This is a genomic window from Psychrobacillus sp. NPDC058041 (assembly GCF_042885655.1).
In the GTDB taxonomy this organism is placed as follows: domain Bacteria; phylum Bacillota; class Bacilli; order Bacillales_A; family Planococcaceae; genus Psychrobacillus.
This window is the reverse complement of sequence record NZ_JBHVRO010000003.1, coordinates 465,119-481,003: the sequence shown is the minus strand read 5'-3', so window position 1 is coordinate 481,003 and position 15,885 is coordinate 465,119. Positions and strand designations below refer to the sequence as shown.

Annotated in this window: 4 protein-coding genes; 1 reads left to right on the top strand and 3 read right to left on the bottom strand. The window is 38.1% G+C overall.

Annotated elements, in window-relative coordinates; all coding sequences use genetic code 11:
• Positions 1-84: 84 nt before the first annotated feature.
• Complete coding sequence (locus ACFVR1_RS07265) at positions 85-2,319, bottom strand: hypothetical protein (protein WP_387582325.1); 2,235 nt, start codon at positions 2,317-2,319, stop codon at positions 85-87.
• Positions 2,320-2,643: 324 nt separating this feature from the next.
• The gene (locus tag ACFVR1_RS07260; protein ID WP_387582322.1) at positions 2,644-7,194 is read right to left on the bottom strand and encodes a S8 family serine peptidase; all 4,551 of its coding nucleotides are present in this window, start codon (positions 7,192-7,194) and stop codon (positions 2,644-2,646) included.
• 391 nt (positions 7,195-7,585) lie between these two features.
• On the opposite strand from ACFVR1_RS07260, the gene ACFVR1_RS07255 reads away from it, so the two are divergent.
• Positions 7,586-8,884: a helix-turn-helix domain-containing protein gene (locus ACFVR1_RS07255; protein ID WP_387582319.1), complete on the top strand. Its 1,299-nt coding sequence runs from the start codon at positions 7,586-7,588 to the stop codon at positions 8,882-8,884.
• A 122-nt stretch (positions 8,885-9,006) separates the two neighbouring features.
• Here ACFVR1_RS07255 and ACFVR1_RS07250 read toward each other — a convergent pair whose 3' ends face one another.
• Positions 9,007-15,765: a lamin tail domain-containing protein gene (locus ACFVR1_RS07250; protein WP_387582316.1), complete on the bottom strand. Its 6,759-nt coding sequence runs from the start codon at positions 15,763-15,765 to the stop codon at positions 9,007-9,009.
• Between the last annotated feature and the right edge of the window lie 120 nt (positions 15,766-15,885).

Below are 15,885 nucleotides of genomic sequence, written 5' to 3'. Positions count from 1 at the left end.
TAGTTCAATAAAAAAGGAACCGCCTACTTAAGACAGCCCCCAACTCCATTTACATAAAAACACACTCAATCGTGAGTTTCTACTTTAATACCTATTAATCTGATCTGCTGTATTTATTTTCAATGTTAATCCGTATTCATTCGTAACTCCTTCAACTGATTCAATACTCAATGCTCCAGAGAGCTTTCCATCTTTCCCTTTATTAAGCATTATTCCTGAGCCAAACCTTATATTAAATCCATTTTTCACTGTTGTGAAATACGTATCATTTTGACTGTTTGTGAATTTGACTTTTGTTCCATCGGAATCTTTTAATACAATAGAAGCTTGCTTCGAAATTATTGCTTGATCTTGTGTCAAAATCGACCCATTATTATATTTTAATGGGGCAATTGTAAATGTAATTTCTTCATTTGATAAATTCTCATCTTTACTCATGCCGTCACTAATCCAAGCAATCTCAAATGGTCCTTCAATTACCCTTAGCGTTATAGCATTGCCGCTATTATAAGGGGGCATAGATATACCGGCGATTTGTTGAACAATCGAATAGTCTGTCAATGTATTTGCATCTACGTTTGTCGTAAATGTCCAAGTTCCGTTCGTATTCACCTTTGTTTTTCCTAGTGAAACTCCTGCATTTTTGAAGAAGAATAGATCATAATTTGGTTGCCCTGTTCCGAACAACTCGATTTTACTGCCATTCATTCGATACCCCATAGTTCCCGGTTTATAAGTAAACTTGGAATTCAGGTTAATAGACGATATATTCATATTATAGAAGATATTAAAGGAAGAAGTAGAGGTTGGATGGTATGTTCCGTTGATAATGTTTCCTATGTTTAGAGTAGCTTTAAATGAATCAAATGAAATTGGAGTTCCATCAATTTGATAAACATCTCCGTAACCTTTCAATTTGTATTTTATTCCATCAGTCGTTACGAAGTAGCCAAAATTTGAGTCTATAAAGCGCACATTTTTATTAGAAAATAAACCTGCATTTGCGGGTACATAGAAATTGAAAGAACTAGAAGTTTGAGTTTCTACTACTTTATTTTTCTCCATTTTATTAAAGGTAATCAATTTATCAAGTGCAGGGCTAGTTAGATCTTTTGCTGTGAATACAATTGTTACCATACCATTCTTGTCAGGTGTCACATTAACAGAGTTTGCTCCTGCTGTATTATTTGCCGCTCCATTCACCGAAACTAACTTTAATCCCACGGGAATATCAACACGAACTGTAGCAGTAGATGGCTTGCCATTCGACTCTTTAAATATAGCCGCTAATGTAATTACTTCAGATGTTTCTCTATGTTGAACAGTCCTATCTCCAACATAGATTGGGATAACATTCCCTGGAATAGTAAAAGAGAAGGTGTTTGTTTTATATTTCAACGTATAAGTCGTGCCAGGTATTTGAATAGAAGTCGTTAAAGTGATAGTTAATCCATCTTTACTTAAAGTAGCATTCGTAACAGTCAAACCATTATTAATGGAGAAATCAGAAGTTTTAATTGAAGAAACGGGTTTATTCAGCTTTATCGTCAATGTCGTGTTATTAACTATAGAACTCGATACAATTTGAAAAGGTAAAGATGTATTTACATTTTCTATTCTAAATTGAAGTGCCTTACCCCAGATCAATACATTTGACCTCAGAATCGCTTGTGCTTCGTATACTTTCTTTGCTGCCTCCGTATAATTTCCCCTTCTAACATCTTCCTCTGCCCCCTTCGCCAACATATGAACAGTTACATCGTTTTTTAATTCATTTATTAACTTCTCTGCTGGTCCTTTTACAGCATTTCGAATTCTATCACGTGTAGATTGGCCGTACACTCTATCTAATAATATCGTTTGTTTACGAAACTCCGCAGTCATTTCGTGATAAGCCTTTTCCACTTGATCTAAGTTATTTGAATAGACTGCCGCAGAAAGAGAATTTGTTTTTGCATGGATTTTTGAACTAGCGGTAATCGCATCCAGATACCCTTGAGCCCTTTGTATTTGAACTTTTGGATCAACGAGTCTTGCTTCGTACTTCAACTTATCTGAGAAATTCACTCCACTTAATCCTGCTTCGACTTTTGCAATTGCCATTTTTGCATCATTAAATTGCTCCCATGGCTGCGTCACCCCGTCCGCTGAACCCTCGACAGAAATTGCCCATTTTAATACGTTACTAGCATTTTGAGCATCGACCATTAATTGCTCCATATTTGAAGCAGCATCACCTTTTTTACTTGGTGAAACAGCTACAAATGCAGATGTCGCAATAATGGATGAAACCGCTATTTTAATAACTTTATTCTTCATTCGAAATCCATTCCTCCTTCTTAACAAGCTCACCATTCTCAATATATGCCTTTTTTAATCATTTATATGAGCAGTCTGCTTATTATTGAAGTAGCCAATGCAATTTGGCTGAATTGGTCATGAAGATATAAACTCACTTAATTTAAGAACAATCTTTTTTATCTAATCAAACTAGAAAACATGCTTCCTCCAACAAGGGTTTAATTCAGGAAAATAATGTGTGAAATTGATACCAGTTTATATTCCATTAATTCATTTTCTTTTAATAGAATAGAGCCACAAAAAAATGCTCCTAGCATGATTAACATGTCTAGGAGCATTTTTTTATTTTTTGAAGAGTACTACGTTTGAATCTTGTACAATATATTCTTTGTCGCTAACTTGGTACATACCTGGAACATAGCGATACACTCTATATTGTTCACCTTTTTTCAAGACTCTTGGTAGTTTAGTTGTTTTATCAATTGATTGCCAAATGACTGTATCTTTTAGAATAGTCACTTTTCCAATTTGACCTGGAGTTAACTCTAGGCCTTTCCAAATTTGTATTGGACGTTTGTTGGCTGGCAATTGGTTTTTAGCAAGCATTTCTTTAGATGGTGTTTCGTATAAAATTGCTGCTGTTCGTTCCAACCAGATGTCTCCACCTAGCCCAAGCATTGGAGAAATGACTTGTTTAACCGGTAAATTTTGTCCTTTTACTGCTTCTCCTACTTTTTTCAAGCGGTTATTTTCTAATACATATACTGGAGTTGTCTTGTTCACTTGAAGACAGCCAGATTTAGCATTCTCGTCGCATAAATTCGGTTGAACTGGTGGTGTTGGCGTTGTTGTTGGTGGTGTATATCCTCCACCGCTACCAGGACCTGGATCTACTGCAGGTTCTGTCACTTTTATATTTACCGTCACTTCATTTCCACCGTAAGAAATTGTAACTTTCGTTGAGCCTTTTGCTTTAGCTGTTATTAAGCCGTTCGTAACAGATGCAACGTTATCATCTTTCACTACATACGTAGCTTTATTTGTTACATCTTCTTCTGTCATTTTACTTTGTTTTGGAGTTGTTACTGCTTTAACTTTCATTTGGCTTGTCGTTCCTTTTGTTAGAGAATAGTCCAGTTTGTCTGTAGAAAGTGTAACTTCTGATTCCGAGACACCAAAAGCTTTTATAACAGTTTGATCTATGCGATTCCCTAAATCATCCCATGCGCTCGCACGAAGAGAGACAAAGGTTCCACTCTTACTAGCGTTGCTAATGTTGGCTCTCCAGCCTTCCCCTTCACGAACCAATTCTGCCTTTTCCCAAGTCTTTCCTTCGTTAAACGAAACTTCAAGTGAAGCACCTACAATTTTTCCATTTCCAGATGCATAATCTATCTGCGACGCACTCAGTCCCAGTTTAATCGTGTCCCCTGCGACTGCATTCCCTTTCATGTCCGTATCCACTTTGTAATCAAGTGAAATCATTGGAAGGAATGATTCGAATTCTTCTTGCATTTCAGTCCAAATCGTCCACTCAGTATGTGTGCTAACTGATGTGTTCCATCGCTCCGGATCGCGAGTTACATCATTCACCAAACGAAATTTAGTGTTTTCTTCCGGAGCATCCCACAATACAATAATCTGATCGCTTGACGTTTCAACTAAGTCAGACTCTTGATAAAGTTTCAGTGTTTGCTTTCCAGTACTGGAAAGATCCCACCCCGTGTTTCCATCGCCTGAATCAGCCCAAGAAGGAACATTGAAAATCAGGTCATTTTCAAAACGGACAGGCACCCAAAAACCTTCACCGAAGCGAGGACGTACAACTGGTGCAAACCATTTCTCATCCAAGCGTTGACCCTGCTGATAAATCATCGCTGGTTGCCGCACTTCCCATTCGTTAACCACTCGGGCCTGATGGTACCAAATTGTTTCTTCTGGAGCTGACACCCACTCTATGCGAACAGATGGGAGTGACAATTGATAATTGAAACCTACTCCATTTTCGCTGTAGGATGGAATATCCCAGCGGAATTCTTCTCCTGACGCCGAACGATCCGAGTAGTATTGTGCATTGATTTTCACTAGCTCATTCGCTGTAGGAGAATAGCTTAAATCCTCTGGAATGGCGTTATGATGGTTATCGATTAGATCATATACGTATGGTGTGTTTGGTGTCCCTTCAATGTTTAAAATTAAATTCCCATTTTTGGCAAGTTTGATAAGCTCTATCCCTTCTGTTCCACTAACAGAAGCGACAGCTATAGGATTACTATCCAAAAAGTCTTCTATTCCAACCCATTCTAGAAACTCTGTAGGTTTATCGTTCACTACAATTAATAGTTTTGCACCTGCTGCATATGCTGCTGCAGCGCGTTCAGAACCATTGATCACATTACTGCGCTGTACAATCACTGCCTTATCTTTCACATCTAGGTTTTTATAATCTTCCGGAGTCCCTTGTACTGCGTAAACAGCAGTCAACTGATGCTTTCCTTCTAACGGCTCACTTCCTGGCAGAGTTAGGGTATCTAGCTCCAGTTCATCGACGTTAATGGACAATACAGGTTTGATCAGGCGCCAGCGTGTGTTCAAATGAAATTCACCAGTTTTAACGGTTTCTGTTGGTTCCGCATACATTTTATCTATCCATTCTGGTAACAAATACCTTCCAGTTATAGTATTTGTTTCACTGAAACTGCGGTAATATTCCAGTTTCCTAAACTTCGCTTCGGTCTTTTCCGGAACGCTCGCTGTAATTTCTACTGCATTCCGTGCATCAAGTTCGACAATTTCTGGACCATCAACAATAACTACTTCAGGGTTACCTAGCATTGCTACTCCTGCGTGATCCGTGTCTGTATCAACATCCATCATACTCATAACTGAATAAGTTCCCGGTGGAAGTCGTAATTCCGTTGTCCCTTGCACATTCAAGAATCCTGGATAGTTGTTCGGACCAACTATCGAAACAACAGTTTCTGCTGGATTTCCATCACGATTTGTTGCATTGATTGTGAGAGAAAACCTCTCTTCTTCCTTGCCCATGACCATTGCCGTATGAGCAACTATTTGTCCGTCCACCATGGCAGTAAGTTGTCCTTGATAACGACTTCCTACTGCAGCTTCTTTCGGGTCAACTGTTACTGTAACTTCAGCACTTTCATTAGCAGGTACGGTAACTTGATCCGCTGAAAGCTGTAAAAGTTCTTCCGATGCTATACCATTATTATCTATAAAGGTTGCTGAGAGATCCAACGTAACAGGTTGATCACTTACATTGGTATATGAAACAGTCTTCTCAACAAGAGTTTCCTCATCATGCGGCCATTGGAAGAAACCAAAGTCTAAGGAACCTTTCGCATATATAGTACTGGATATGGCAGCTGCGACATCTAGACGACCCGCCCCACCCTCATACGGTTTAATATAGTCAAGCATCTTCGTCGTACTCATTAGGGCACTTTTCAGTTGATCTCCTGTCCAATCTGGATAGCGCTGTGCAAGAATGGCCGCTGCTCCCGCTACATGGGGAGTAGCCATAGAAGTACCGCTAAGACTAAGATATGAACCGTCTCCTTGACTTGCATATTGAGAACGGGCCGCTATTATATCTGAGCCGGGTGCGACAAGATCAGGTTTTAATCCTGAATCCATAAAACGGGGTCCCTTTGTAGAAAACCAAGAAAGACTATCAGATTTGTCAACAGATCCTACTGTAAGTGCTGCATCTGCAGCTCCTGGTGAACCAATGCCTTCCATACCAGAGTTTCCAGCGGCGATAACAAACAATGCACCGGTCTCTTCACTCAAATTATTTACAGCCTGAGACAGCGGGTCTGTTCCATCACTTGGCTTAGGGTCACCTAAACTCATATTAACCACCTTCGCATTTTCGGCAGCCCACTCCATCCCATCGATTATCCAGGAATCTTGACCATAACCAGATGAACTAAGAACTTTCCCTACAATTAGGTGTGCCCCTGGAGCCACCCCCTTATTAAGTCCATTAGAAGCAGCACCTGTTCCAAGTACTGTGGATGCCACATGTGTACCATGACCATGATAGTCGCGTGCATCTTCTTCTGGAACGAAGCTCTCAATCTTATCAATCTGGTTAACTAGATCGGGATGGTCTGAATCGATGCCGGTATCGAGAACAGCTACCGTTATACCCTCTCCATCAAAACCTGATTCCCATGCATCTGGTGCACCAACCTGTGGTACACTTTCAGCGAGGTTCACTTCGACACGACCATCCAGCCAAACTTTTTTAATACCGCCAGTCTTTCGAGAATCTGCAGCTGCATTCTCCGTAATATCATCCCAGAATGCTCTAGTCTGTTCTTTCTCTGTTGATACTGCAACCCCGTCAATACTTTCCAAAATATGCGTCCGTTCAGATCCTGCAAGAGTAGCAGGTAGAGCTAACTCAAAACGAGCATTTTTTGGAGTATACTGTACGATCACTGGTAAGGTGGATTGATTTTCATCATTGTAACCGTACTCAAGGAGAGCTGTGATGTTGAACAAATCTTTATCCAAAAAATCCGAAACTACATATGACATCGCCTCATCAGGAATAACATACGTATCCTTGCCAAGAGTCATAATACTTGTTCCACCACCGGCTCCATTGGCAGGTTCGACACTAATAACGCTCTTTCCACCTTCAATATATGTCACTGTTACAACATCGCCTGTAATCAGCGTAATGACATGGTTTCCTGAACTAGTCTTAGAGCTTTCGCCTATATATTTTGAATCTATTACATCGAATGCTTTTTGATTGTCCGAAAATGGATCGTTTGCAAAAGCTTGAAGCGTAGGAAAGGTTAACATTGCAGTTGCCATCAATGTGGCTATTAACTTCTTAAATTTATAATTTCCCATCAATTATTCTCCTATTCAATTTTAATATGAATATAAGTACATGATTATTGCGAATTTAGGTATAGTCTTTGAGTGATGTCCTTGTTGTAAATAACTTCGATTTTATTAAGGATACTTATATAAAAATAGAAATGACTTAATTTACTTCACCTCCTTGAAATTTGGTTTAACTACTTTTTAAATAAAAAAGTGAATATTCACAAATAATTGTCAATTATTTGTGATAATCTTAGAGTAGCTTTCTCTATCTTTACTGACAATTGGGGTTTTATCATGATCACAAGTCAAATCAACCTAGTAGAAAATTGAAAAAAAAACGAACAAAAACACGTTTTTTGTTGATTTTTTTTATAAAGTTCAATCAAATAGAAATTAGAGTTGGGGTCAACGTTTGTCATGTGGGATAAGAGAATACTATTGCGGAAATGCCAAGGAGCTGGTTACTATTATTCAAGGAAAAATCATTAAATTTCACCGAGAGATTCAAGGCTTAAGCCAATCGGATTTAGGAGAAGGCATTTGTTCTAAAACGCATATAAGCAAAATTGAGCGAGGCATTACAGAAGTTTCAAAGGATACAATAGAGGTATTAGCTAAGAGGCTTTGTATAGACATGCAGGCAGAAATTGAAACCTACTTGAGCTTAGAGGGGCTATTAAAAGAATGGCATGAGTCTATTATTTTAAAACTAAACTCAAAAGCTAAAAGAATAAAGGAGCAATTGGAGGGCATTATTCTATTGCAAATACCTGATTTCTATCGATCTAATACATTAATACTTACCAGGTATTATTTATTAATTGGGGAAGGTACTCTTGCTGAGGTACTCATCAAAGAAATCGATAGTTGGCAAGACCTTACTCCGTACGATAAAAACATGCTATTACATATTAAAGGAGAATTTTTCATCAACTATCACCAGGAACATTATAAAGCAATTTCATATTTAAAATTAATAGATATTACCTATTACAACAATCCTGAATATTATTACCATTTAGCTGTAGCCTATCATTGCATGGATTCTCGTGTTTTAGCCTATTATTACGCTAATAAAGCACTTACTTTTTTTACAAAAACACATAGTTTTACTCGAATAATTGAAACAGAGATGTTAATGCTGATTCAAGTTGAACAAGAGGAACATTTTGACCCAAAAGATTCAGGGTACCCTAGATTAATTGAGATGGCGGACAATTATGGGTTAACCGAACAAAAAGCCAAGCTACTTTACAATTATGCCTACCAGCAATTTCGCAACGGCTCTTATGACAAAGCTTTAGAGTATTATAGACAGTCCTTGGAAATACGTAAACCAACTAATTCACAATATTTAATGTCTCTTGAGGGATATTTAAATGCCTCCACAAAACTAGGGTTGGCATCTGACAAGGAACTGCTACATTTAGCCAAAAAAGGTTATTCTCTAGCGAATAAACTAAACGAACCAATGCTAAAACACTTTTTTCAGTTGCATATATTTAAGATTAAAAATCACAGAGAACAGTATTACCACTACCTAGAGACTAAGGTTTACCCGATTTTCAAGGATATGGGCTATGGACTTGCAGCGGAGGTTTATGAGATAAAATTATTTGATTATTATATGGAAAAAGGAGATATGGAATTAGCAAATAAATACGCATTACCTATTCTGGAAAAGTACCGAAAAAACAACGAACTTGTTTAAATGCCGAAAGTCATTCACTCAATTTAGACGAAATTATAAAAACCTCTTAAATCTCGAAAGATTTAAGAGGTTTTTTTCATGCTACTCAATTGTCAGAATTGTGTGGGTGCCTGGCACCATTATTATTTTTTGAAGAGGACTACGTTTGAATCTTGTACAATATATTCTTTGTCGCTAACTTGGTACATACCTGGAACATAGCGATACACTCTATATTGTTCACCTTTTTTCAAGACTCTTGGTAGTTTAGTTGTTTTATCAATTGATTGCCAAATGACTGTGTCTTTTAGAATAGTCACTTTTCCAATTTGACCTGGAGTTAACTCTAGGCCTTTCCAAATTTGTATTGGACGTTTGTTGGCTGGCAATTCGTTTTTAGCAAGCATTTCTTTAGATGGTGTTTCGTAAGAAACTGCTGCTGTTCGTTCTAACCAGACGTCTCCACCTAGACCAAGCATTGGAGAAATAGCTTGTTTAACAGGTAAATTTTGACCTTTTACTGCTTCTCCTACTTTTTTCAAGCGGTTATTTTCTAATACATACACTGGAGTTGTCTTATTCACTTGAAGACAATCCGCTTTACTTACACATGAATTTTGTGCAAAATACTTCGCTGCGCCCTCCAGGTACAAGACTGTAAAAGTAGAGAATTTATTGACTGTAAATTGAACACCTTGTGTCCCTTTGTCAAATGCTCCTAACTTTCCTTGTACAACTTCTTTAGTTCCATCGCTATGTTCTATGAAAATAGCTAAGTTATTTATTTGCTCTTGTGTTGCATTTGTTGGAATTGGTAATGTGATTGTGACCGAACGATTTTGCATATTTGTATCAATTTCCATCGGACGACCTAACACAGTTACTTTTTTATTCCCAGTGATTTGGGTTACTAATTTTTCTTTTTTAGCTCGTCCCTCAACTTCATTTTTCTGTACTTGCTCTTTTAATGGAACAACATGGAAGAATAGGTCTGCTCCAAAATTTTGCATCGAAGTTTGTGGAATAAACAGATGCAAATTATCCGAAAAGATTTCTAGATTTGTTTTTCCGTTAGCTAGTGTACCCACTGCTTCTTTTGGAACAGTTACACTTACTTCGCTGACTTTGTCTTCCTTATCTGGAATAACCATTCTTGCAGTATCTTGATGTTGTTCTTTTAATTTTGCTACTGTTTCTTTCACAGTATCCGTTGTTAAAGTTAATTCATCTTTTACAGTACCATTAGGTTCTGTAGTACGCTTAATCGGCGTTTGTGGGAAAGATGTTCCACTGTCTTTATCCACTTTGATATCTTCTACTTTTCCATTACCTTGATTTCCATTACCTTGATTTCCACCACCTTGGTTTCCACCACCTTGATTTCCACCACCAGGATTTTTCACTGTAACACTAACAACTACCTCTTTTTGTTCAAATGCAATGGTAATGTTAGTTGTTCCTTGTACTTTTGCAGTCACTAATCCCTTTGTAACAGAAGCGACATTTGCTTTTTCTACTGTATATATTGCTTCATTTGTTACGTCTTTTTCAGTTGATTTTCCATCATTTGTTGTAGTGATTTGTTTAACATGAAGTTGAACTGTATCACCTTTTGTCATTTCAATTGATTTTTTATCAACACTTATTTCTACTACTGGATTACCATTGTCCGTTCCAGGAGTCGCTTTCAACTCTTTCGTATCTCGGACACGAATTCGTGAGCCACCTGAAAACTCCCCAGATAAGCCTACAGCCTCTAAAGTGTCGCCAACGTTCAATTGGGGCACAGGAATTCCTTGATTTTCAATGTATCCATCTGTAAAGACTAATAAATTACCTGTTCCATCATTGATTACATAAGAAGTGTCATCATATTTCGAAGTCACTTTTCCTTTTACTTTAACAAGCAGACCTTGATTCGCTGCTGACGTCGCTGTTCCAGTTGTTACATCTTTCGGAGCAACTGCAGCACCTGTTCCTGTCTTAATAACATCAATATCAAATTTACCAAACTCAATTTCTTTGTTATTTTCAAATGTTTTAATATGACCGTAAATACGAACTGTATCACCTAATTTTAATGAGCCTGCAGGAACTTCATTGAAGGCCATGATACCACCAGTTGCATCTTGAACATAGAACGCATCGAAGAATACACCTGCTGCGGTTGTCACTGTTCCTTCAATAACAACTGGCGTCTCGTCTGCAAGTTTTCGAGCATCTTCAATTTTCGTGGTTTTCGTATCACGATGAGCTAGCCAGTTAACTGCATTCAAGATAAACTGAGGATTTCCTTTTGGCTCAAATGATTCATCCATTTGTTTATCATTGAACGTATTCATACCTGACACAATAATACGTCCCTTAGCACCAATTTCATCAGAAACGATTAATGGAATAGCTGAACCTCCGTGATCATCAGACACATCGTCGTATACGAAGCTACCATTTTTCACATTTCCTTGATACGTTGTTTCATTTCCTGTAACTAGAAACTTCAGCTTCCCACTTTTTGTTAATGCTGTATTTCCTGCTCCTTGTAAGCTTGATCCACTGTAGTAATCAATAAACGGCACACGGTCCGTCACATAGTTATCTACAAGCCCTGGATAAGCGCGAACTGCATAAGGACTTACAGCAGGGTCACTCCAAAAGTTCCCTTTCTTACTTAAATCGAACACACCGTCATGACTCATTCTGATTTGTGTACCGATTTCTGTAAGCGTCCCATTATGAAGTGTTGAGTCTGTTGAACCGTTGTTACTTTTTCCAGCAAATAAGACAGAGCCACCTGCTTTCACAAAATCGCCTACTACTTTTTGCTCATCAGCTGTTAAAGCCGTTTTTGGTTGAGTGATGACTAGAATTGTTACGTCTGACAATACATCAGATGTAATGACTGCTTTATTTTGCTCGACTTTATATCCTTCTTTTTGAAGTAATAGAGTAAAGGCTTTTAAATTATCTCCGTATGTGGAGGTATCACCTGTTGAGTTTTCATTGCCATGCTTTGCATCAATTAGTACTTTTAAACCCAATGGTTGCTTAACTTTTACTGGTAATATTAATGATACATCTCCTAGATTTGCACCATCTTTGGATGTAACGCTCGCGATTAACTGGTGGTCACCTGTAACCGGTTTGTCCCATTTAATAGATGCTACTCCTGTTCCTTTTGAAAGAATGGAGTTGATAACCGCTGAACCTAGTTTATGTGCTTCATCTTGTACATCAACATAAAGGTCGACATTCAAATTGTTGACTGTTTGTGTACCGAAGTTTCCAACTGTAACTTTTGCAGTAGCTGGGTTACCATCGATTACAACATCTCCAACAATATCAATGCTATTCACTTTTACATCGACTGATTCTTCTTTTGACCAAATTGGAGCTGAATAAATACGTTCCCCATCAGCTTGTGTAACACGGACAACAAACCATTGCTGACCACTTGTAACTGTGTAAGATGGTTTCCACGTAAAATCTACCGTCATTGGAGAATACGAAGCTACCACTTTTCCACCATTTGAAATAAGTTCAACATTCTTTACACGATCATCCGATTTGTAAGTGTTGGATAAATAATCGTAACCATTTGTTTTAGATTCTGCCACTGGATCTTTACCATTTATTGTGAAGTTCAATGTTTTACTATCCACAGTAGAACCCATATAGAATCCGTTTGCCAATACATCTAATTGGAAATTAGGATCTTCTGACATGTACACTCGCATATTCGCCATTGAATGTAATAATGACTCTTGCGTTAAATCATCTGCAACAATTACAGTACGTGCATTCGTTTTACCCCATGTACCATCATGATTATCTTCTCCGTACGTTGGAGCTACATGCCAACCTAAATCAAGTGCAGAGAATAATTTCCCTTCTGCATTTGCATAGCCGTAACTACCAGAACCATTTCCTACTTCTAGCATCGTAAATAACTTATCTACGTTTTTATCGTATGGCTTAAAGTTATTAAACGCATCTTTTGACATATCCGGGTGGTTAAACTGGGCTACAATATCGTCATATGTTAATACCCATGCATAATACTTGCTTAGATCTTGATATTGTTTACCGTTAATATTACGATCGATGAAATTATCTGTTCCAAATACATTCGAGTGCCCCCATGTAGTAGAAGTCATTTCAAACGCTGGGAATACAACATATTCACCGTCTTTTGTATATTGTTTCGCTAAATCCTTCGTTAGCTTCCAATCGTCCCCACCTTTACGTTCTTGTTGCCCTTTATGATCGACCGTATCTTGACCTAATAATTCAGGGTCAATGTCATGTGAGTGATCAGAAAATGCGAAGTAATCATAGCCGTATTTCTTTCCAGCTTTTAATGCATCTTCTGGGCTACCTTTAGCATCATGTGAAATAACTGTGTGGTTATGCGTTGTACCACGGTAGTGATGACCACCTGTGAAACGAGGTACGACTTCGAACGTCCATTCTTTCGAGCTAACGTTTCCTTTCGTATCAGCTGCTGTTACTTTTACCGTATGGATACCTAAATCTAAGTCATTAGTCGGTGTGTATTTTACTTGTGTGTTTGATACAGTTGCATCTTTAGTTACGTCTTGATTATCTACTAAGATCTTAATAGATTTATTATCTACTCCACTTGGATCTTCCATAACAACTGAAATTTCAGGACGTGGACTTTCAACTTTTGCTGTATTAGAAGGTATTTCTGCTGCGAATGTTGGACCTTCTGCATCATCAACAAATACTACTTTAAAAGGCACATCACTTGAGCCTGCAAATCTAATATTTTCTCCCGCTTTTGCTTCGATGTAATACTCGAAATCTGTATTGTTTAACGTACTTGAAAGGAGTGACGCTGTATATCTTCCTTGTCCGTCACCAGCCATTGGTAACTGAGTATACTCGGTGCTCCCAACATTTCGGTAATAAAGCGTAACGGATTCAGCTCCATCTGCGAATGCTTCAAACGAAATAGTTGTATCTTTGAAAGCCTCTTTCATTTGATTGTGTGATATTCCAAGAATTGAAGCAATATCCTTTACATCACGAATGTTTAATTGATAGCCATTTTTTGGATTTACATTAGTTGAATATTGACCAACAATGCCTGTGAATGAATAGCTTTTATTCACGACAATATCTTTTTCCATATCGATTTTCGTAGTGGTCATAACACGCAACAATGTTGTTTTTGCGTTTTCATCTGCAACCGTGACATTGTAGCCAGCACCAGATAAAGATGAGCTCGTTACTTTCCCACTGATCGTAGCTAAGCTACCTTCCAATGGCTCGATTGTTGCGAAATCATTCATATCTGTAACGGTAATATTTTTCGGAGTAGGAAGTGTTTCGCCTTCTGATAGTTTTTCAACATTAGTCGGTTCAAACTCCGTTAAACCGTTGTACTCAAGGACTTTTCCAGAAACGCGTAGCTTATCTCCACGTTTAATGTTTAATTTATGGTCAAAGCTTCCGAAAATATTAATCCCTGCAGTTGCATCTTGAATATAATAGTTATTCTTTTGCGTACCTAGGATTCCGTTATCAATCGTCATAATTCCTTCAATCGTAAAATATTTATTCAGATTGATGGGATGACCGTTTGAGTCGGATTGACGAACTGTGCTAATATCGGTAATTATTTCATTTGATGGCTTTGTAACAGAGGCCGTCGCACTTTCAAGCATAATTCCTTTAGCAGTATAGTTTTGTTGCGTTACGTAAACTGTGTCTGGAGCATTATTGACTGACACTGTAAAGTTTCCTTTTGAGTCTGCAATAACTGGTTGTGCACTCAACCGATTTGTTTTATCACTATCCGCATAAACGAAAATTCTTGCATTTGAAAGTGCAGCGGTTGTTCCGTTTACCGTACCAACTTTACTCTTGTCCACATTGTAGCTTAATTTATCTTGCATAAGTGCTGCAGTTGGTTTCGCTACATCGACCGCTGAAGCTGCGCTTTCTGGCTTATCAGCATCTGTTGCTGTTATATATAAAGTAGGAAGTGAAACTAATGCATCGAATGTCGTTACAAACGAGCCATCTGCTTTCGCTGTTGTTGTACCAAGAGCACCTACTCCTGTCGTTGAAGTTCCATAAAATGTGACAACTGCATTATTTGGAACTGTTCCTTCAGTAGCCATCACTGTAACGTTTGTTCCTGATTGTTGATAGAAAACTCGGTCAACAATTGGTTGTACACTTTCGTTCAACTCGAACTTTTCAGTTGGACTTGCTGAGTTGCGTGGAGTTGGAGCTGTGTTTACAAAGTCCTTACTATTATCATCAGAATCCCAACCATTTCCTTTTCCAGGGCTAGGGACCATACCTGCATATGGACGACGTTGAGCACTTAGTGTTGCACTAAGATCTGCACCTGTTGAACCTGTTCCTTCAAATGCATTGGCTGCCTTTCCGTATCCAACAAAATCTACAACGTTTGCCGGTTTGCTCCCACTAAGTGGACTAGTTGTGTTTGCTAAGGCTACTTTTCCAGCTGCCGCAGCCATAGCTATTCCACCAATTACGTCACCATCTGGTAAAGCTTTACCATTTGCTCCACCTGCTTCATGAATCAAATAATATCCATGTGCCTTAATAGTTCCGGATAATTCTGTTACAGAGGTACCAAAATTTCCTGTAGAACTTGCATACTGAACAGACCAGTTATCTAAAGAGACATCCTCATCCGTCGGATTGTATAATTCTATAAAATCGTTTAAGAATACTGCCCCAGTATTCCCTCCAGCACCATACACTTGACTAATAACAACATGTCCAGCAATTTGTGCTTCTGCCTTTTGTATTAAACTAGAAGGTAAAATCGTACTTAAAAGAAGTACGATGATTAATAAAATGCTTGTAGTGCGTTTTTTTCCCTTCATTCTCGTTTGCATAAATCTCCTCTTTCCCCTTTTTGCTGGATTTATTGTGCTTGAACTTTATCAAGCTATTGCTATTTTACAACGCTTTTTAGTCTTTGAAAAGTGATTATTGTCAGAAGTCCGACTTTTAAT